At 73.5% G+C, this 19,559-nt stretch carries 16 protein-coding genes and 2 pseudogenes; 11 read left to right on the forward strand and 7 right to left on the reverse strand.

Going from position 1 to position 19,559, the window contains the following annotated elements; translation table 11 throughout:
* Positions 1–56: 56 nt before the first annotated feature.
* The 5 genes and pseudogenes from ACF068_RS29170 to ACF068_RS29190 form a co-directional block, all read right to left on the reverse strand.
* Entirely contained in the window at positions 57–680 is a 624-nt protein-coding gene (locus ACF068_RS29170; RefSeq protein WP_392277289.1) for a hypothetical protein, read from the reverse strand.
* Between the two features lie 178 nt (positions 681–858).
* Positions 859–1,269: pseudogene (locus ACF068_RS29175) on the reverse strand (ankyrin repeat domain-containing protein); the annotation flags it as partial.
* A gap of 397 nt (positions 1,270–1,666) precedes the next feature.
* On the reverse strand, positions 1,667–2,239 hold the full coding sequence (locus ACF068_RS29180) for a dihydrofolate reductase family protein (protein WP_392277290.1): 573 nt from the start codon (positions 2,237–2,239) through the stop codon (positions 1,667–1,669).
* A 119-nt stretch (positions 2,240–2,358) separates the two neighbouring features.
* Positions 2,359–2,532, reverse strand: coding sequence for a hypothetical protein (locus tag ACF068_RS29185; protein ID WP_392277291.1), 174 nt, complete (start codon positions 2,530–2,532; stop codon positions 2,359–2,361).
* Entirely contained in the window at positions 2,529–3,464 is a 936-nt protein-coding gene (locus ACF068_RS29190; protein ID WP_392277318.1) for a LysR family transcriptional regulator, read from the reverse strand. Before ACF068_RS29190 ends, ACF068_RS29185 begins: the two co-directional genes overlap by 4 nt.
* A 79-nt stretch (positions 3,465–3,543) precedes the next feature.
* Here ACF068_RS29190 and ACF068_RS29195 point away from each other — a divergent pair, with 79 nt between their 5' ends.
* From ACF068_RS29195 to ACF068_RS29220, 6 genes and pseudogenes are all read left to right on the forward strand, one after another.
* Positions 3,544–4,464 (forward strand): EamA family transporter, encoded by a 921-nt coding sequence (locus ACF068_RS29195; RefSeq protein WP_392277292.1) that lies wholly within the window; start codon positions 3,544–3,546, stop codon positions 4,462–4,464.
* A 105-nt stretch (positions 4,465–4,569) separates the two neighbouring features.
* Positions 4,570–4,833 (forward strand): annotated as a pseudogene (locus ACF068_RS29200) (NmrA family NAD(P)-binding protein); the annotation flags it as partial.
* Between the two features lie 429 nt (positions 4,834–5,262).
* Positions 5,263–5,958 carry a hypothetical protein gene (locus ACF068_RS29205; RefSeq protein WP_392277293.1) on the forward strand — a complete coding sequence of 232 codons (696 nt, stop codon included), beginning with the start codon at positions 5,263–5,265 and terminating at the stop codon, positions 5,956–5,958.
* 345 nt (positions 5,959–6,303) lie between these two features.
* On the forward strand, positions 6,304–7,287 hold the full coding sequence (locus ACF068_RS29210) for a BtrH N-terminal domain-containing protein (RefSeq protein ID WP_392277294.1): 984 nt from the start codon (positions 6,304–6,306) through the stop codon (positions 7,285–7,287).
* A 434-nt stretch (positions 7,288–7,721) separates the two neighbouring features.
* The gene (locus tag ACF068_RS29215; protein WP_392277295.1) at positions 7,722–8,000 is read left to right on the forward strand and encodes a DUF2283 domain-containing protein; all 279 of its coding nucleotides are present in this window, start codon (positions 7,722–7,724) and stop codon (positions 7,998–8,000) included.
* 89 nt (positions 8,001–8,089) lie between these two features.
* Entirely contained in the window at positions 8,090–8,677 is a 588-nt protein-coding gene (locus ACF068_RS29220; protein WP_392277296.1) for a pyridoxamine 5'-phosphate oxidase family protein, read from the forward strand.
* A 168-nt stretch (positions 8,678–8,845) separates the two neighbouring features.
* Here ACF068_RS29220 and ACF068_RS29225 read toward each other — a convergent pair whose 3' ends face one another.
* Positions 8,846–9,277 (reverse strand): hypothetical protein, encoded by a 432-nt coding sequence (locus ACF068_RS29225; protein WP_392277297.1) that lies wholly within the window; start codon positions 9,275–9,277, stop codon positions 8,846–8,848.
* A 237-nt stretch (positions 9,278–9,514) separates the two neighbouring features.
* Between ACF068_RS29225 and ACF068_RS29230 the strand changes: the two genes are divergently transcribed.
* The 5 genes from ACF068_RS29230 to ACF068_RS29250 are packed head-to-tail and all read left to right on the forward strand — an operon-like array spanning position 9,515 to position 18,613.
* Complete coding sequence (locus ACF068_RS29230) at positions 9,515–10,933, forward strand: CHAT domain-containing protein (RefSeq protein WP_392277298.1); 1,419 nt, start codon at positions 9,515–9,517, stop codon at positions 10,931–10,933.
* A 28-nt stretch (positions 10,934–10,961) separates the two neighbouring features.
* Positions 10,962–11,609, forward strand: a complete 648-nt coding sequence (locus tag ACF068_RS29235; RefSeq protein WP_392277299.1) for a hypothetical protein — start codon at positions 10,962–10,964, stop codon at positions 11,607–11,609.
* The gene (locus ACF068_RS29240; RefSeq protein WP_392277300.1) at positions 11,603–13,795 is read left to right on the forward strand and encodes a hypothetical protein; all 2,193 of its coding nucleotides are present in this window, start codon (positions 11,603–11,605) and stop codon (positions 13,793–13,795) included. Before ACF068_RS29235 ends, ACF068_RS29240 begins: the two co-directional genes overlap by 7 nt.
* Positions 13,792–16,212, forward strand: a complete 2,421-nt coding sequence (locus ACF068_RS29245) for a tetratricopeptide repeat protein (protein ID WP_392277301.1) — start codon at positions 13,792–13,794, stop codon at positions 16,210–16,212. The genes ACF068_RS29240 and ACF068_RS29245 overlap by 4 nt, the downstream gene beginning before the upstream one ends.
* Entirely contained in the window at positions 16,196–18,613 is a 2,418-nt protein-coding gene (locus ACF068_RS29250; protein ID WP_392277302.1) for a hypothetical protein, read from the forward strand. Before ACF068_RS29245 ends, ACF068_RS29250 begins: the two co-directional genes overlap by 17 nt.
* Here the strand turns inward: ACF068_RS29250 and ACF068_RS29255 are convergent.
* Complete coding sequence (locus tag ACF068_RS29255) at positions 18,604–19,548, reverse strand: PP2C family protein-serine/threonine phosphatase (RefSeq protein WP_392277303.1); 945 nt, start codon at positions 19,546–19,548, stop codon at positions 18,604–18,606. The genes ACF068_RS29250 and ACF068_RS29255 overlap by 10 nt on opposite strands.
* Positions 19,549–19,559: the final 11 nt, after the last annotated feature.

The raw sequence follows: 19,559 nt of genomic DNA on the forward strand, positions 1-19,559 counted from the left end.
ACCACACCAGCCATATCAAGATCGTGCCATCTGGTGACTGGCGACCGCCCCGCCTCTCAGCCGCCGCTCAGCGGAGACGCCCATGTGGGGTCGTGTCCGGATCTCCTCGTGAGGTGGGCCAGCAGGTGCTCCGCCGTGACGGAGACGGTGTCTTGCGGCGCGCCGACAACGGCCAGGGCGGCGATGAGCCTTGCCGTTGCTGTTTCCGGCACGTCCGGGTCGGTCAGGAGAGGAAGCAGCAGCAGGAAGCGGATGGCCGTGTCCTGGACGCCGTCGTCCGCAAGGAGCGGGCTGTCAGCGATCCGGATCAGCTCATGCCATGTCAGCCCGGGCCCCGAGAAGTCTCCGTCCCAGCTGGCGATCTGCTCGACGTAGCTTCTGCCTGGATGGGTAAGAAGGTAATCGGTGCCGTAGTCGCCATCCAGGTTGCGGTAGATCACCACGGCTCCGGGGCCGTCTTCTGCCGGCACTCTGAACACTGGCCAGCGTTCAGGATCGAAGAGCACCTCGGACAGCGCATCGGCATCGGCGCCGTCCTCACCGAACCACTCCGGAACCGGGCGCTCGGCACACTCCCCGTCGCTACACATCGCCAAGAGGTAGTTCGACCAGAAGCCCGGTCGGACCGGTAGTGACTCGCCCGGCACCAACGGACCGACGTCATATCCCTTGATCAGCACCCGTCGATCCTGTCACCAGCCACCGGCACTGTCCGATCGGGGATCGGCAAAGGTACGACGCTCAGCCAGCGGGACAGCCCTTGGTCGCAGGGGCAGCATCTGTCATGGGGGTCGCGGTGGACAGCGTGCACGCCGCCTGGGACTGAGCGTGGCCGCTGGATCGTTCGATCGTGAGGTGCGCTCCGGCTGCGACGAGGACTGCGGCGGTTTCCGGGTGGGGGCCGTGGGTCGCCCAGTCCAAAGGAGACCAGCCGGTTCCGTGGTCTTCACGGAGGTTCGGGTCGGCTCCGTGCGCCAATAGTTCGCGTACTGTCTCGGCGCGCCCCCAGCATGCGGCTGCGCACAGCGGTGTGCCTTCCGAGCCCACTCCCCTGCTTTCCCTGTCGGGAGCGGCACCCGCCTCCAGGAGCAGGCGCGCGATCTCCGTTTCCCCCTGTACGGAAGCCAGATACAGAGGGGTGGTGCCTTCGCTGCTCGCTGTCTCCGGGTGCGCCCCGCCCCGCAGGAGCGCCTGTACGCGTGCGGGTTCAGCCGCCAGGATCGCTGCGAAGAGATGACGGGAGAGCTTCTTTGGCCACCGCTTGTTCACAGTTGACAAGGCTATCGATGCTTGCCCCTGCCGCAACCAGTCCTGGCTGTTCAATGAGATGCGAGCTCGACGGGCGGGAGACAAGGGCTGGACGGTGCATGCGGCTAGGGCCGCGTCACCTGGCCGGGTTCGGGCCGCCGGAGGCGTCAGCGCCCTCGCCGTTTCACTGCCAGGCCGATACCGAGGACGGCGAGTACGACAACGGCAACGACGAACCAGGTGGGCATCGTGTCAAGGCCCTTGTAGGCGATCGGCAAGGCGTCCGTCGGCGGCATCGCGACTCTCCTCGGGTCGGGTGCTTCTCAGATGCCCCGAGGTGAGAGCGAGATGCCGCCGCAGGGCGACCAGTCACGTCCCTACCTCCGGGGACGCGACCGCAGATCCGTGCCGGGGCCCGTCACCGGACGACGTCGAAGACCTGCTTCTGCAGGCCGTTGGGGTAGACCTCGTGCTCGACGAGGCGCAACTTCTGCGCGTCCTTGTCCGTGACGCTGAACAGGCGCTTGCCCGCGCCGAGCAGGAGCGGGAAGACGAGCAGGTGATAGCGGTCGATCAGGCCTGCGTCCGACAGCGCCCGGTTCAGGGAGGCGCTGCCGTGGATGATGATCGGGCCGCCCTCGGTCTCCTTCAGCGCGGCGACCTCGTCGAGCGAGCGCAGGATGGTGGTCTGGCCCCAGTTCGGCACCAGGTCGTCCTCGGTGAGAGTGGTGGAGACGACGTACTTCGGCATCACCTTGTAGTCGGCGAAGTCCTCCATGTCGGGCCACACCGGGCTGAACGCCTCGTAGCTGACCCGGCCCAACAGCATGGCCGTGGCTTCCTTCTGTTCCCGTCCCTTGATCTCGAAGGCGTCGGGAAGGAACTCGATGTGCTTGAACGTCCACCCGGAGTTACGGTATCCGGGCTCGCCGCCCGGCGCCTCGACGACGCCGTCGAGCGAGATGAACGCAGTGCTGATCAGAGTGCGCATGGGTGGCTTCCTCGGTGTCTCGTGTGCGGCCGGCAGGCATGTCGATCGGCGTACGCGTCCACCGCACTCGCGGCCGCCGCGCGCCAACCATGATCTATGACTGTGGGGGCGGAGGAAATTCATCGGCCGTCGCCGATCCGGGCGCCGCACAGGCTGAGCGCGTCGGGCTCCGTACGCGTCCGGCCGGGCTGGTGCGATGCCCGGACGGCCACCCCGGCGGAGGTGACGTGCAGGTCCACGACCACCTCGTCGCCCTCCCAGCGGCCCCGCTGTGCGCTGGCCAGGCCGATCAACGCCCGCTCCGCCGCGCGGTCCCGCACGATGAACTGTTCGGGTGATTCCTCGCCGACGGGATATCAAGAGCGGCAAGGAAGGCGGTCGCCGCGGGCGTGCGGCCGGCGCGGCCGGCGCGGCCGCAGATGACGTATTCGATGCGGGCCGGCGCGTCGGTGACCTCGATGGTGGTCACACCGGTGAGCTGGGACGCGTACGCGGAGGGGAGCATGGCGATGCCCAGTCCCTGCCCGACCAGTCGAGCCAGGAAGTCCGCATTGGTCACTTCGAAAGCGACGTCGCGACTGAGACCGGCGGCCGAGAAGGCCTGGTCGGACTGGACACGTCCGGCTGTATTGGCCGGCAGGTCCACGAACACCTCGGAAGAAAGCATGCGAAGGTCGACGGTCGGTTCCTCGGCGAGGGGGTGGTCCGGCGCGACCACGGCGACGAGCCGATCACGGGCGAGTTCGAAGGCGTCGACACCTTCGGGTCGCGCGGTGGTCGGCAGCCCGAGGAAGGCCACTTCGAGGGCCCCTTCCTTGACCTGCTCGACGAGTTCCTCGCTCGCGCCCACGCGCAGGCTGATGCGCACGTCCGGGTACTGCCGGCGGAAGTCGCGCAGGACGCTCGGGATGTCGACCGCGGCGACGCTGGGGATCAGGCCCACGGCGAGCCGTCCGCGTACCTCACCGACGGCCGCGGCGACCTCGGCGGCCGCACGCTCGGCGGCGTCCAGACACTGACGGGCGGCGGGAAGGAACGCCGCACCGGCCGGTGTCAGCCGCACCCGGCGGCTGGTGCGCTCGAAGAGTCTCGCACCCAGCTCCTTCTCCAGGCGGGCGATCTGGTGGCTGAGGGCGGACTGGACGACCAGGCATCGCTCGGCAGCCCGGGTGAAGTTGTTCGTTTCGGCGACTGCGACGACGTAGCGCATCTGCTGGAGCTCCATGGATTCATCTTCTCTGGCGATCAATTGGATGACGAACATGTGTTGGACTCATTGATCGCCGCGGAATGAGACTGCGGGCATGACCAGTCCAGCGACACAGAGAGTCCCCGCCGAGGCCGTCAGCGGGGTTCCGCACGGGCATCTGCCGCGTGCCGTCCTGACGGCGCTCACTCCCATGGCGTGGGGCACGACCTACCTCGTCACCACCGAGCTTCTCCCCCCGGGCCACCCGCTTTTCGCGGGAGTGCTGCGTGCGCTGCCCGGCGGCCTGATCGCACTGGCGCTCACCCGGACGCTGCCGCGCGGAGGGTGGTGGGGGAAAGCCGCGATGCTCGGCGTGCTGAACATCGGCCTCCCCTTCCCGCTGCTGTTCCTCGCGGCCGAACGCCTGCCGGGGGGCGTGGCTGCCACCCTGGCAGCGGCCCAGCCGCTCATCATCGCCCTCCTGGCCGTGGCACTCCTGCGCGAGGCGCTGTCCGCCTGGCGCCTCGCCTGGGGACTGGCCGGCATGGCCGGTGTCGGCCTGGTGGTGATCGGGCCGAGCGCGGCATTCGACGATGTCGGGATCCTGGCGGCCCTCGGCAGCGCGGCGTCCATGGCGCTCGGTATAACTCTCACCAAACGCTGGGGACGCCCTCCCGAGGCCGGCCCCACCGCTTTCGCCGCCTGGCAGCTCACCGCGGGAGGGCTGTTCCTGCTGCCCATCACGCTTCTGACCGAGGGGGCACCCCCAGCCATCGACCTGACCGCCGCCCTCGGCTACCTCTGGATGGGCCTGTTCGGCGGACTGATCTCGTACGTCCTGTGGTTCCGCGGCATCGCCACGCTGCCCGTCACCTCGGTCGCCGTTCTCGTCCTGCTCTCACCGCTGGTCGCCGCGGTGCTCGGCGCCGTCGTGCTCGGCCAGACCTTCGGTCCGGTCCAACTCCTGGGCTTCGGGCTCGCGCTCGCCGCGATCGTCGCGGGACAGCTGCCCACGCCCACCCGCTCACGCGGCTGATCTTCAACGGAAGGACTTCGTCATGCCGTACGACAAGACCGTTCTGGTCACGGGCGCGACCGGCGGCCAGGGCGGCGCCGTTGCCCGCGGACTGCTCGACAACGGCTGGGGGTACGAGCCCTCGTCCGTGACCCGGGCAAGCAGGGGGCGAAGGATCTCAAGGCGCTCGGCGCGGAACTGGTCACCGGCGACCTCGACGACGCGCAGTCGCTGCGCACGGCGGCACAGGGCGTGCACGGCGTCTTCAGCGTGCAGCCGGCCGACAAGGCCGACCCGCACCCCGAAGTCGAGGTGCGGCAGGGCAGGAACGTCTCCGACGCGGCCGCAGCCGCAGGCGTCGCGCACCTGCTCTACAGCTCCGTGGGCGCCGCAGCGCGTAGGTCCGGCGTCGCGCACTTCGAGAGCAAGGCGGAGATCGAGGCGCACACGATGCCATCGACGTGCCCACGACGGTGCTGCGGCCGGTGTTCTTCATGGAGAACTGGCCGACCGCTCGCGGAGTGCGACGATATCGGCTTCGAGGGTCCGCGCGAAGCGATCGCGCGGTCGGTCGACCACCAGCCGCTGAGGACGCCGAAGGCAGGGGTGGCGCCGACGCCGATCGCCAGGTCGACGGATGACCCGAATGGATCAACTCGGGCCTGGGGAAGATGCTGGCGATGGTACGTCGAGCAAGGCTCGGCGATCGGGGCTCGCGATCGTGGGGCGGGGTGGCGAATGGCACGCTGGTGGCGGGGAAAGCAGAGGGCGGAAGGCGTCGAAGCCGCTCCCTCGGGGCAAGAGCGGCCCACGGACCCCGTGCACGGGGCGCTGCCCGGACAGGTCGACGAATCCGGCGGGCTGCGGGCGGTGATGCTACGCGTGCACGACAGCGGTCTCATGCTGACCGCGCATGACGGCGCGGGGCGGTCGGCCCGGGTCCCTCGGATGTATCCCTGGGCCGAGATCACGCACGTATGGTTCGCGAATGATCTCGATGGACATTCCACCGAGGGCGACTCGGTCGTCACGCGGTGGGTCTACGTCCAGCGCCTTGAGTTGGCCGACGGCACTGTAGTGACCTCCCGGCTGGCCGACCCGCCGGTCACCACCCCCGGGGCCGTCTTCCGCACGGGCCGGATCGCCGATCACCCTCCTTCCGCCATCTGGCCGCTGCTGGCGCACATCCACACCCGCGTGACCGCGGTGCAACTGGCCAAGGCCGAGACCATCCTGGCGGCGGGAGGGCGGGTGGAGTTCGGTCCTCTGACCGCTGACGGAGGCGGCCTTCACCACCAGGACACCCACATCCCGTGGGACGACATCACCGTGCTGCGCTACAGCTTCGTCCACGCCAGCGTCCACGAAGAGGAGCTGGGCGCCTACCTGCGAATGGAATTCCGCGACCGCGAAGCCGGCGCATACGGTTTCCCCTTCCGGTGGCTGCGAATACCGGCCCTCGACGTACCGGACATCGAGGTACTGGAGCGGCTCGCAGCGGAGCGTCGCGTCTGAGGGCCCGAACCCCCGTGCGTCCTCGTGCACCACGCCCCAAGCCCGCCGCGCCACCCGTGCCGCTGTCCTCCCGCCGTCCCACCACCGCTGCCGGGAGCCGCGGCCCTCCCGGCCGTGCTGCGCCGGGCCCGGTGCGCGGTCTCCGTGTCCGTCTTTTGTCGTGCGCTCATTTCCCGTCGCTCTTGGCCCCCTTGCTGACCCCCACCGGATGGGAGCAGCCGGCCGGACGTGACATGGGCCTGTTATGACGGGCGGCACACTCGCGTCGGAGGGTGGCGAGGGGCCGTGCGAAGTACGGATCGGCGAAGGCGTCGGGGCCGGCGGTGAGGGAGGAGAATGGGCGGCATGGCCATGGTGAAGGACATCGACGTTCGCGGGATGCAGCACTGTGAGACGACGGCACTGGGCGTGCTGTTGCGGCATGAGGGACTCGACCTGTCCGAACCCATGCTGTTCGGACTCGGCTCCGGGCTGTCCTTCATCTACTGGGACAGCAAGAGCATGGGCTTCCCCTTCCTGGGGGGCCGGGTCAAGCCGTTCGAGCTCACCAGGAACCTGGCCGCCGTCCTCGGCGCCGAGCTCCTGGTCGGGGAGACCACGTCCCCGCGCAAGGCGTGGCAGAACGTCGCGGCACTCCTCGACGCCGGTCGGCCTGTCGGCCTCCAGCTCGACAGCTACCACCTGGACTACTTCAGCACCAAGGTGCATTTCGGCGGGCACGTCGTGGCCATGTACGGCTACGACGAACAGCACGCCTATCTGGTGGACACCGAACCGCAGGGCAGCGCCGTCTCGACCAGCCTGGCCAGCCTGGCCATGGCCCGGGCCGAGCGTGGCCCCATGACCGCCAGGCACCGCTCCTTCACCATCACCGCGCCCGCGGGGCTTCCGTCGCCGGAGGACCGGGTCGTCCCCGCGATCAGGACCTGTGCCGAGGCCTTCCTGAACCCGCCCATCGCGAACCTGGGTCACCGGGGCATCGAGAAGGCCGCCAAGCTCCTGCCGACGTGGCTGCGGCGCAGCGACGATCCGCGGGAGGACCTGCCCCGGGCCGCCCTCCTGATGGAGAAGGCCGGCACCGGCGGCGCCCTGTTCCGCAATCTCTACCGGGACTTCCTGGCCGAGTGCGCCGAGCTGGTCGACAGCGATCACCTGCGTACCGGCCACCGCCTGTACACCGAGGCCGCCTCGTTGTGGACCCAGGTGGCCGCGCTCGTCGCGGCGGCGGGCGAGTCCGGTGACACCGAGGACCTCGTACGGGCGGGCTCCCTCCTCCACGACCTCTCGCGCATCGAACGCGACGCGATGCGGGCACTCAGCATGTTGTAGGAGGCCCCGAGCCAGTGGGTCCGCGCCAGCAGGTCCGCGCCAGTGGGCCCGCCGCGGTGTCCCGCGCCGCTGGACCTGCCCCTTCCGCCGGGGCCGCCCGGTGGCGGCGCTCTTCCTGACGGCAACGCGTCCGTGCGATCGTGGGTTTCGCCGAGGATGCGGGTACGAGGCCGATGGCACGCGAGGGCAGCGCGGGGCGTCTGGTGGCGGGCCGCTACCGGCTCGTCGACAAGCTCGGGTCCGGCGGGTTGGGGCACGTGGGGAAGGGCGAGCCGGTGGCGGGCCGCTCCCTGGGCGCGCCTTGCACGGCCTCCTGGAGCAGGCCATCACCCGCCGGTGAGCCCCCGGCCCCTTGGCCGGCGACAGTAGCCTGTGGCCCATGGGGACCCGGACGACCGGGCGCCCCACGGCCGACGAAGAGGAGAGGGCCGGCGATGCGGGTCGCATACGACGCCTCGGCGGACATGGCGTACATCTACCTGACCGACGGCATCGCGTCCGGCGAAGCGGTCCGGCATGTAGCGGCGGAGGACGGCACGGCGGTCCTCGACTACGACTCGGAGGGACGGCTGCTGGGCATCGAGGTTTTCGGCGCCGCCCGCCGGTTGCCGAGGAGCCTGCTGGAGGCCGCGGGGAGCACCGCTCCCGCGTCGGCTCCGCCGGCAGCGCGGGGCCGGGGAGTTGACGACGACGGCCGTCCGACTGCGCCCTGACGGCACCGACGAGGCACGGCCATGGGGCTCGGCTGACCCCGACGCCATTCGTTAGACAGGCGAAAAGTTTCCCTACATAATCCTTAGACATGGGAAAGACTTACGAGCGCATCGACGGCAGACTGCGTACCTTCATGGAGCAGCAGCCCATATTCTTCACCGCGACCGCCCCGTTGGCCGGCGATGGCACGGTCAACCTCTCCCCCAAAGGCCTCAAAGGCTCCTTCGCGGTGCTCGACGAGGAGCGGATCGCCTACCTCGACTTCGCCGGCAGCACTGCCGAAACGATCGCGCACCTGCGCGAGAACGGCCGCATCACGGTGATGTGGTGCGCCTTCCAGGGGCCGCCCAACATCGTGCGGGTGCACGGCCGGGGCGAGCCCGTGTTCCGTGACGACCCGCGCTTCAAGGAACTGCTCGCGTACTTCCCGGACATCGATCCGACACTGCACGGCCTGCGCGCGATCATCGTGGTGACGGCCGAACTCGTCCGGGACTCCTGTGGGTACGGGGTGCCCTTCATGTCGTACGACGAGGATCGCGACCTGCACGGCAGGCGCTTCTCGCGGGAGGACGATGCTTCCCTGAGCGCGTACTTCGCCAAGAAGGACCACATCGCGCGGAGCCTCGACGGCCTGCCCGGGCTGCCCCTCCCGCTGCCTCCCGGCGACTTCTGAGCCGCCGGCCCTGCCCCGTTCCACGACCGGTGCGGGCGGGGGCGGTTGTCCGCCGCGCCATGCTTCGTGATGTTGTGGCGGCCGGCGGAGGGCGCCCCGGCGCCTGTCCCCCTGCCCCTGGCCCCGGGGCGGGGCGAGCCGGAGCGCTCCCCGTGGCGGGGCCGTGGCTCAGGTGTACGACCAGGCCGGGCCCGTACAGTTGGACGTCCGCTGGGTGGGGACGTGGTATTCGCAGACTTCGTAGTAGAGCAGGCCGTCCTCCGCGAAGCTCTTGTTGACGTTCGTCCAACCGGCGGCCTTGCCGTGGTCGTTGTAGATCACGCCGCTGCGGCTCGGGTACCCCGGGTTGCTGTAGGACCACTTGATGGCGACGGGCAGGCCGTCCGCGTCTTCGTCCTTCAGCCAGAACCACTCGCCGTACGGCTCGAAGCACGCGGTGGCGTTCCAGGTGATGAGCCCGCAGTACCCGGAGTCCGGGCCGCTCCCGCCGACCACCGACGCACGCTGCACACCGTCGGCCGCCGACGCCGGCGACGTGGTGAAGCCCAGGACGAGCGCGGCACCGAACAGCCCGCTCGCGAGAATCCGTCCTCGACGCACAACTGCTCCCCTCTGCTCTGCGGTACACGGATACGTTGCGGAACCACCGTGCCCGGCCGGCCTTCGCGGAACCTGCCGCAAACCTTGAACCCGCTGCTCAGGCCCGTCCGGCCCCTCGTCGTGCGGGATCAATCGGACCGAAGCCCGTTGCGGCAGGGGCGCGTTGCGTTACAGTCGGCGCTCTGCGTCACTGCGCGCTGCCGGTGGGTGTGCAGCGGGGGGCGGAAGGGCGGGGGCATGACGGAGGCTGCTGCGGCGTGGCCCGCGGAACGCGGCACGGCACCGTACGTCGAGGGGAACCCGGCCGGACGAGCGGTCCTCGCCGAGTACTTCGCCATCGGTGACCGGCTGGTGGTGTTCGTGCTACGGCCCGAATCCGACCACCCGTACGTGGTCGAACTGCCGGTCGACCGCAGGCGGGCCGCGGCGCTCGTGGCCGACTCCGCCGTCGCGCCGGGACCCGACGGCAGGCCCCTGGGGGACGCCGAGGAGTGGGCGGAGACCGCCCGTGCCCTCGTCGAGCCCGCCGTGCGCCACAGCCGTCCGGGCGAGGTCCTCTGGTTCGTCGGCCACGACGTGCTGCACCTGCTGCCGCTGCACGCCGCACCGCTGCCCGGGGGCGAATGGCTGCTGGACCGCAACCCCGTGTGCTACGCCCCCAGCGCCACCGTGATGCAGCAGTGCCGGCGCAAGGTCCGCGGGGACGGCCGGGGCGCCCTCGTCGTGGGGGACCCGGGCGGAGACCTGCGGAACGCCCGGGAGGAGGCCGTGGCCGTCGGCGAAGTCCTGGGCACCGACCCGCTGATCGGGGGCCGAGCCACCCGCGAGAACGTACTGGCGCGGCTGGAGCGGGAGGACCCCGCGCTCGTGCACTTCGCGTGCCACGGCTCCTTCGACGCGGCCGATCCGATGTCCTCGGGGATCGACCTCGGGACCGGCGGCGAGGACGACCGGCTGACGGTCCGGGACCTGCTGACCGTAAGGATGCGTCCCGATCTCGTCACGCTCGGCGCCTGCCGCACCGGCCTGCACCGGCTCGCGCCCGGCGACGAGCTGCTCGGCCTCGCCCGGGCCCTGTTGTACGCGGGCGCCCGCGCCACCGTACTGAGCCTGTGGAACGTGGCCGACCTCTCCACCCGGCTGCTCATGGGGCGGTTGTACGCGGAGCTGCGCACGGAAGCGGACGTGGCCGCCGGTCCGCCCGGGTCCGCCGGTCCGCCTGGGGCCGCCGGTCCGCCCGGGGCCGCCGTCACGGACATGGCCGCCGGCCGGGCGCGGTCCCCGGTGGAAGCACTGCGGGCGGCGCAGTTGTACCTGAAGTCGCTGACCGTGCGGGACGTCCTCGACGCCATGGACGGGGAACAGGCGCCCGCCGCCGACGATCCGGAGCGACGACTGACCGCACTGCTCGCGCGGGCGCAGATGCAGGCCGCCGCGCTCGACCCGGGAGAGGCCGCCGCCGGATACCTGGCCGCGCTCGACGTGCTCCCGGCCCTGCCGGGCCCCACGGATCCGTCATTGGCCCCCCGGCTGTCCCGGCGGGCAGCCCTGCTGCGTTTCAAGGCCCGCCTCCCCGCCGCGCCCGACTACGGCAGGCGTCCCTTCGCCCACCCCTACCACTGGGCGCCGTTCGTCCTGCACGGCGACTGGTCCTGACCCCCGCCCGGGGCTGCTGAGGTATCCCGTGATCCGACTGACCGACAGAATCCGCCCGCTCGCCGTCCTCACCGCCGGGAGCGACCGCGACGAGGCCCTGGCCGCGCTCGACGCCGCCGGGGCGGGGTACGCCGTCGTCGACCACTCCCTGCCGGGTCACCGCGCGTCCGGCCATGCCGAGTCCGGTTACGCCGAGACCGGCCGTCCCGCACCCGGCCGTCCGCGGCCCGGGTCCGGCGCCCGCTGTTCCGGGGCGTTCAGCCGCGCTCTGCTGGCCGGGCTGCCGGCCGGTTCCCCCGTCGGCGCGTGCGCGGACCGCGCGCCCGTCTCTCCCGTCCTCCACGTCGACCGGCCCTCCGACCTCGACGACCTCACCGTCGGCGAGGCGGAGGCGCTGGCGCTGCTGGCGTCGGACGGTACGGAGGGTCTGGTGATCGTCCAGGGCGGCCGGCCGGTGGGGTTCGTCCCGTGGCTCGACCTCGCCGAAGCGCTCCCGTTCCCGGCCGACGAGCAGGAACGGCCGGGCGGCGGGATCCCGATGACACCTGCCCGCTGTTACGTCTGCCGGCGCTGCGACCCGCCGGTACGCCGGCTCCCGCGGGCGGGGCGCGAGCGGCCCGTCTGCCCGGTGGACCTGCGGCACGGCCCGATGGAGCGGGAGGCCACCTGGTGCTGACGACCGTCCTGGCCCGGGGGTCGGCGGTGTTCGACCGCAGGACGCTCCTGTCCGCCTTCCTGCCCGCGGTGGTCTTCTGGGGCCTGACAGCCGTCGCGGTGCTGGACGCCGCCGTGGGCCGGCGGGCCGCGCTGCACGGCTGGCAGGCGGTGGGCGCGGTCGCCCAGGGGCTGGCCCTGGCGGCCTTCCTCGTCTGGTGCGGTCTGTGGGCCTTCCTGACCGCCGCCATGAGCACCCGGTCCCTCCGCTTCCTCGCCGGTCACGGCTCCGGGCGGGGCGCGGCGGGAGCTGTCCGGGGCCGGCTGCGCGCCCGGCACCTGAGGACCGTGGACGCGCTGGAGGCGGCCGACACGGTCCTGGAGGTGCGGCACTTGGCGCTGCTCGAAGCCGGCCGTCTGCTGGCCCCACCGGACTCACCGACCCCACCGGCCCCGCCGGATCCGCCCGCCCCACCGGCCCCGCGGGATCCGCCCGCCCCACCGGATCCGGCGCGGGGCGACGGGGACCCCGCCGTGGGTGGCGATGGTCCTCCCGGTACCGAGGAGGAGCGGGAGGTGTTGCTGGAACGGGCGGAGTCGGCCGGCGACCTGAGCGACGAGGACGTCCGGGACCTGCCGGGCCGGTTGCGCGCCTGGTGGGACTGGTCGGCGCCTCCCCGGCCGGTCGCCACGCACGGCGCGGCGCGGGCGGAGCTCTCGCGCCGGCTGGACGCCGCCGTGCGCGTACTCGCCCGGCGCGTCGCCAGGTCGGAGCGGTCGGTGGAGGCGGAGCGCGCCGAACTGCTCGCCCGGCTCGGCGCCTACCCCGCCGAACGGTCGCTGGTCATGCCCACCGCCCTCGGCAACGTCGTACGCGCCGTGGAGGGTTACGGGGGCGAGCGGTACGGGGTGGACACGGTGCTGGTGTGGCCCCGGCTGCACCCGCTGCTGCCCGAGGTGGTGGTGAAGGCGGAGGCGCAGGCGCGTACCGTCCTGGACCTGCTGCTCAACGTGTGCCTGTCCGTCGTCCTGTTCGGGCTGCCGCTGTCGGTGGCCGTACCGTTCGGCGGCGTACGCCCGATGCCGTGGTGGCTGCCGCTCCTGCCGCTGCTCTGCGCGGTGGCCGTCCGTTCCGCGCCGGCCGCCCTGCTGTCCGCCGCCGCGCTGGCGGTACGGGTGCCGGAGCTGCCGGACGGCTGGTCCGCCGGCCGGGCCGGCGTGGGCCTCCCCTGGGCGCTGACGGGGCTCGCGGTGGTGGCGCTGCTGGCCACGGCCACGTACCGGGCGGCGGTGGAGAGCGCCGTCGCCTGGGGCGAGCACGTGAAGGCGGCCGTGGACCTCCACCGGTGGCGCCTGCTGGACGAGTTGCACATGGGGCGTCCGGCCGACCCCGGGCAGGAACGCCTCGTGTGGGGCGAGGTGACCGGCCTGCTGCACCGCGGCTACGCGCCGGACCCGTCCCTGGTGCGGTACGGGGGCGCCGAGCAGGCGTACGACGCCGGTGCCCCGGCCCCCCGGCTGTACCCCGTGCCCGTGCGGACGCTGCCCGCGTTCCATCCGGTCGCCCCGGCCGACGTCCAGCCGCGCTGGGTCTGGCGCCAGGTGCCGGACGAGCTGTGCGCCACCGCCGTCGAGGACGTCGTGGGGCGGTGCCCATTGCAGCCCCTGGAGGCCGGCCGGCCGGTCCCCGTACGGCTCCTGCTCGGCGCGGACGCGGCGGCGGGCCCGGCGGGAACGGGCGCGGCGGACGGTGCGGCGGACCCGGGCGGAAGCGGTCCGCTGACCGCGGTGGGGCTCGCCGTCACGGGCCCGGACGGCCTCGGCGGCACCCTGCGTCCCGGCGACCGGGTCGACCTCTCGCTCTTCGCCGCCGACCACACCGTCGCCGCAGAGTACCCCGGTGTCCTCGTGCTCCGCCACCTGCCCGCGCCCGCCGCCTCCGGGCCCGGCGCCGGGGCGGGCGGCGGCCCGGGCCTTGGGCCGGACATCGGGCCGGACGCGGGGCCGGACACCCTCGTCGTGGCCGTCGAACCCCTGCTCGCCACGGAGCTGACGCGGGCGGCCCGTGACACGACGGCCGTGGTCACCAGGCCGCTTCCGCTGCCGCCCGGACCGCCTCCCGCCGCCGGGCCGCGTCCCGTGCCCGGGCCGAGTCCCGCCCCGGCGGGCGGCGTCGGCGCACCCGACCCGGGAGGCGCCGTCACATGACCCGGCACCACAACTTCGAACAGGCCCTCAAGGGGCTGCTCGTCGACCCGCGATCCGACGAGCGGGCGCTGCGGCGCGGGCTGCGCCGGCTCCCCGCGGTCGGCCCGGCCGAGGTCCTGGTCCTCCGGGAGACCGGCATCCGGCTGATCAACGACGTGTCGGTGGAGGCCACCTGGCCGCTCCTCCGGCTGCGCGGGCTCACGCTCGCGCTGGCCATGAGGGACCCGGGCGCGGCGACGGGACTGGCCGTCGTGGCGCACGAGATCGAACTGGCCGGGACCGGTCCCCTCGGCACCCCCGTCGATACGCTCAACCACCGCGGTTGCGTGCTGGCCGAGCACGACCGGTTCCGTGCCGCCGTCGCGCACTTCTCGGCCGCCCTCGACGCCGACCCCGGCTTCGTACCCGCTCGGGTCAACCGTGCCCGGTGCTCGCTGGAACTCGGCAGGACGGGTGAGGCCCGCGCGGACGCCGCCGAGGCGCTGCGCCGGGATCCCGGCCACCCGCCCGCCCGGCACACCGACCGGCTGGTGCGCACCCTGCTCGCCCTGGCCGACGACAGCCCGCTGCCCATGGGCCTGCTGGCGGCCGCACACGGTCTGCGCGTACAGCTCCGCACCTACGACCGGCCGGCGCGCCCCGGCGAGGTCCGGCGCGGCGACCCCTGGGACGAGGAGCCGTTCACTCCCCCGCCCGAGCCGCCGGTGTCGGCGACCGCGGCGGAGCTGATCCACTACGGGGTGGTCAGCGGCCGGATCGGCCGGTACGCCGAGGCGGCCCATGCCTTCGAGGCGGCGCTGGTCAAGGACCCGAGGGACAAGCGGGCCCGGTACAACCTGGCGAAGGCCCACCAGATGGCCGGCGACCACGAGCGGGCCCTGGCGGAACTGCGGCGCCTGAAGAACCCGTCCGCGGAGGCCCGGGCCTTGCGCGCCCGGTCGCTGCGGGCCCTGTGGCGCATCGAGGAGGCCCGCGCCGAGGACGCCGCGGTGGACGGCGCGGCACGGAGGAGGTTCCGGTCCCGTACCCCCGCCCCGCCGGACCTCCCCGACCTGTCCGAACTCCTCCGGGCCCTGGCCCGGCAGCCGGTCGCCCTCGAACCCTGGAGCCGTGAAGAGGTCGAGTCGGCCCTCTCCCAGCTGACCCGGCTGTCCGCCCGGGGCCGCCACGACGTGGCGCTGCGGCTGCTGGTCCGCAAGGCCCAGCGTCCCGCGCCGACCGTGACGCTCCGGGCCAGGCTCCACGAACGGCACGCGGTCGCCCTCGCGGGACTCGGGCGGCGCGCCAAGGCGCGCGAGCAGTACTCCGCCGCCCTCGCGCTGCTGCCCGAGGGGTCCGCCGACGATGTCCGGACGCGCTGCCTCGAGGGCAGGGCCGCCTGCGCCGCGGACCACGCCGGGAAGGCCCGCACGGAAGACCTGCACGCGGCGCTGACGGCCGCGCTGCGGACGGCCGACCGGTCCGCCGAGGCACGGTTGAGGACATCGTTGGGCCGCGCCGCGCGGGCCGCGGGGCGCCCGCACGCGGCGGCGGCGTGGTACCGGTCCGTGCTGGAGCCCGCGCGTGAGGCCGAGGACTGGCGGACCGAGATCGGCGCGCTGCGGGAGTGCGTCGCACTGGCCGAGCGGCTGGGGCGCGCCGAGGAGGCACGCGCGTACGGCGAACGGCTGGGCAGCGCCCGGCGGGCGGCGGGCGACCTGGCGCTCACGGTCGACGGCGACGTGGACGCCGTGGTCCGGGCGGCCCGGCGGACCCTGCTCGCCCGGGCACCCGGCAGGCCCGCCGTCACGGGCGGCGGCCGCGAGGACCTGGAGGCCCTGCTGGACCACGCGGACCGGCTGCGCGGTACGGAGGGGCGCCCCGGCGACGCCCTGGCCTGCTACTACCCGGCGCTGGCGGTGTGCCTGCAACGCGAGGACCCGGACGACACGACGAGGTGCCTGACCGGGATGGGCGCCGCCTACGAGACGCTGGCGTGCCGGGCCACGGAGCAGGCGATCGGCGGGCTCGTCGCCGCGTTGAGGGAAGGCCTGCACGAGAGCGTGCCCTGGGGCCTGCGGGGCACCCTGACCGACGCCGCCCGCGCCCTGACCGGCGGGGAGCCGGGCGAACTGACCGCGTGCGCCCGGGCCGCCTTCCGGTGGGCCCTCGCCCTGGCCGGCGGCCGGGGGGACCAGGTCGCCCAGGCCACGGCCCTGAGCAACCTGGCCATGACCGAGGCGCGGTTGGGGAACCTCGACACCGCGGCCCGCTACGAGCGCTGGGCCCTGGGCGTGCACCTGCGTGCCGAGGCTCACGCCCACGCCCGCATCACCCTGGGACGCCTGGCGCTCATCGCGGAACGGCTCGGTGACGAGGAGGGCGCCGCCGCGCTGCGCCGCCGACAGGAGGGACTGGGCCGTGGAGAAGAGGACTGACAAGGCCGGCGCGCGCCGGACGGGCGCCGAGGAGCGGCCGGACGGAACGCACCGGCCTCGCGCCGAGGAGCGGCCGGACGGGGCGGGCCGGACGGGCGTCGAGGAGCGGCCGGACGGGGCGGGCCGGACGGGCGTCGAGGAGTGGCTGACGGTCGTCTTCGGCGAGGTCCTCGACGTGCGGGACGCAGTCGCCGAGTTCCGGGCGCTGCTCCGGAAGGTGCCGGAGGGCACGGCCGAGCGGCTGACCGCCCAACTGGCCGAACTCGCCCGGCACGCCCACGAGTCGGCGGACGGGCCCGACGCGGTGACGCTGCTCGCGCTCCTGGACGTGGCCGCCGACGCCACCGGCACCCGCGCCGCCCGCTTCACGGCCGCGCTGGAGCAGGGGCTGTACTTCCTGCGCGCCGGACTGCCCGGCGACTCGGTCCCCCGGTTCGCGGAAGCGCTGGAGCTGGCCGGATCCGCCCAGGACCGGTGCCGGGCCGTCTTCCACAGCGGCGCCGCCTGGATGGAACTGGGCGATGCCGCGGAGGCGGAGGGCGCCTTCCGCCAGGCCTCGGTCCTGGCGACGGAGGCCGACGACATCGAGGGGCTGGTGCAGGCCGCCAACCGGCTGGCGGCGCTCGCGACCTGGCGGAACGCGCCCGGTGAGGCGGACGGGATCGTGGACTTCGCCCGGGCGCGCGCCGAACAGGCCGGGCGCACGGACCTGGTGCTCCACCTGATGATGGTGTCCGGGGTGCGGTTCGCCTACGGCGGGGAATGGGACAGGGCCGAGGAGGAATACCTGCGCCTCGCCGAGCGGGCCCGGGCCCGCGGTTCCACGAGGGACGCCGGTGAAGGCCGCGCGGCCGAGGCGGCCGCCCTGTCCGGCCGGATCACCCTGGGGCTGCGGCGCCAGGACCTCACCGAGGCCGAGCGGCTGGCCCCGCGGCTGCGGGCCCTGCTCCCGGACGTCGGCGCGAGCGAGGCGGTCAGGGACCTGATCCGGCTCAGTCAGGTGGGAATGCTGCTGGGCGACCAGGACGGGGCGCTGAAGGACGCCGTCCGGGCCGTGGAGCTCTCCGCCGGGGAGCGGCTCCGCCCCGAGCAGACCGAGGCCCTCGCCCAGCTCTCCTCCGTGCACCTCGCCCGGGGCGCGTACGAGCCGGCGCACCGCACCTGTGTCGCCGCGTTGCGCCTCGTCGAGGACAGCCGCGCGACCGTGGGTGACGCGCGATCACGGCTGGCCTTCGTGGAGGACCGGTCCGAGTTGTACGAACAGGTCGTGCAGCTCTGCCTGGTCCTGGCCGACACGCTCCAGGACCCGGCATACCTCACGGAGGCGCTCACCTGGGTGGAACGCGGCAAGTCGCGCACGCTGGGCGAGCTGCTGGGTCTCGGCACCGTTCCCGCTCCGGCGGGCGTCCCGGCGGCCGTGCTGGAGGCGGAGCACGAACTGGTGCGGCGCGTACGGACGCACGAGTCGGCCGGCGGCCTGTCCCGCGACGAGTACCACGAGGCGTGGCGGCGTCTGGAGGCACTGTGGCGGGAGATGGAGGACGAGGCGCCCGACTACGTGGCGCTCAGGAGGGGGCGGAGCGCGCGCCCGGACGAGATCCGTGACCTGCTGGCCGGCGCGGGCCCCACGGCGGGCAGGTGCCCCGGGGCCGCCGGGACCGGCGGCCGGTCCCGGCCCGTGGAGCCGGCGCCGCGGCTCCGGCCGTACGGGACGGCACGCGAGGTCGACCTGGAACTTCCGGAGGGCGGCCGGCGGCCGGTGCTGATCCTGGCCGGTCCGCACACGGACAGCCGCCGCCGTCTGCTCGACCGCGTCGGCGGGCCCGCCCCGGTGGGCGAGCGGCTGGTGGAGCTGGTGGCCAACCTCGCGGCGATCGACGCCGCCTGGTGGTCACGGTTCGGGACGGCCGTGGACCAGGGCCGTGTGCCCGACGGGGAGCGGCTGGGGCGGTGGCTGCGGCGCTGCGTGGCACGGTGGGGTTCGGAGGACCAGTGCCGGGCGGCGGAACGCTGGGACAACGACCGCCTGGTGTCCCAGCTCTGCCGCGGGCTCCCCTCCCGCCCGCCCGACGAGGCGTCCTGGACGGCGGTCGGAACCGTGCTGCGCAAGGACCGTACGGCTGCCGAGGCGTGCCGTGTGCTCCACGACCGCCGGCTGTTGCCCGAGGACCCCGGCGCCGACGCACGGCTCGCCCGGGAGGAGGACCGGCTGACCGGGTACTTCTTCGTCCGCCTGGCCCAGGAGGTGCGCGACGCCTCCCGGAGCGGCCCGCCGGGCGCGGCGACGGCGCGCTTCCGGCTCGGGTTGCGAGCGGCGGTGCGGCTCGTACCGGGTGACGCGCACCTGTTCGCGGCGGGCGCCGGGTTCGTCGAGGAGTTCCCCGAACACCGCTACGCCTGACCCGGCGCCGCCGGGGGGAGGGAGGGACGGCCGGTCTTCCGACCCGGCCGGTCCTGTCCCCCAGTCCCGGCCGGTCCTGTCCCCCGGCCGGTCCTCAGTCCCGGTCTCCGGTGCCGGCCGAGCCGACGGGTGCGGTTGCGGTTGCGGTTGCGGTTGCGGTTGCGGTTGCGGTTGCGGTTGCGGTTGCGGTCAGGATGAGGACGGCCTGGTCGTCGTCCATGCCGTTCTCGCCGGTGAAGTCCCGCACTGCCTGGGTGAGGGCGTCCAGAACGGCGGGAGCCCGGCGCAGCCCGGGGGACAGCGCCCGGACGAGGCGGTCCTCCTCGAACTGTTCCCCCCCGGGCGTCGCGTGCCTCAGTGATGCCGTCGGTGTAGAGGATCAGGCTCTCGCCGGGGGCGAGGTGCAGGTGGCGGGTGGCCAGGTGCGGGTCGGGCAGGATGCCGAGGAGGGGGCCGTCGCTATGGACGGGCCGGGCGCCGGCCTCGCCCAGGTGTACGGGGAGGGTGTGGCCGGCGCGGACGAGGTCGATGTCCAGCCCGGCGCCGGTGTCGGTGAAGTGGCCGTACACCAGGGTGACGAAGCCGCTGCCGTGTTCGCCGTGCCGTCTGGTGAGGGCGCGAAGAACGTCGGATTGGCGGCCTCCAGCAGGTGGGCGGGTCCGGCCATCGACGCGAACACGGCCGTCGACTCGCCGAACAGCACCCGGAGGTCCGCCTCGTCGGGTGAGTCCCGGCCGGCTTCGGGGTCGTCGGACGGACGGCGTGGCCGCCGTTGTGGTGCGCTGCTCATCCGACCCATCCCCCGCCGCCGCCGGCTTTCGTACGTCACTGTGCAGACGGTCATGCCCGCTTTCACCCGGGGTAAGGGCCCCAGCGCGCGGGGGTGCGCTACATCGCGTCGCGGGCGGCGCGCTCGGGCACCGCGAGCCCGGCAAGATCGGCGAGA

This window comes from Streptomyces sp. NPDC016309 (genome assembly GCF_043077235.1).
Lineage (GTDB): Bacteria > Actinomycetota > Actinomycetes > Streptomycetales > Streptomycetaceae > Streptomyces.

Bases quoted from the DNA above. Each gene is read 5' to 3' on its own strand.
- ACF068_RS29180 (WP_392277290.1), bottom strand. From the start codon at position 2,239: ATGCGCACTCTGATCAGCACTGCGTTCATCTCGCTCGACGGCGTCGTC.
- ACF068_RS29190 (WP_392277318.1), bottom strand. From the start codon at position 3,464: ATGGAGCTCCAGCAGATGCGCTACGTCGTCGCAGTCGCCGAAACGAAC.
- ACF068_RS29195 (WP_392277292.1), top strand. From the start codon at position 3,544: ATGACCAGTCCAGCGACACAGAGAGTCCCCGCCGAGGCCGTCAGCGGG.
- ACF068_RS29210 (WP_392277294.1), top strand. From the start codon at position 6,304: ATGGCCATGGTGAAGGACATCGACGTTCGCGGGATGCAGCACTGTGAG.
- ACF068_RS29215 (WP_392277295.1), top strand. From the start codon at position 7,722: ATGCGGGTCGCATACGACGCCTCGGCGGACATGGCGTACATCTACCTG.
- ACF068_RS29220 (WP_392277296.1), top strand. From the start codon at position 8,090: ATGGGAAAGACTTACGAGCGCATCGACGGCAGACTGCGTACCTTCATG.
- ACF068_RS29230 (WP_392277298.1), top strand. From the start codon at position 9,515: ATGACGGAGGCTGCTGCGGCGTGGCCCGCGGAACGCGGCACGGCACCG.
- ACF068_RS29245 (WP_392277301.1), top strand. From the start codon at position 13,792: ATGACCCGGCACCACAACTTCGAACAGGCCCTCAAGGGGCTGCTCGTC.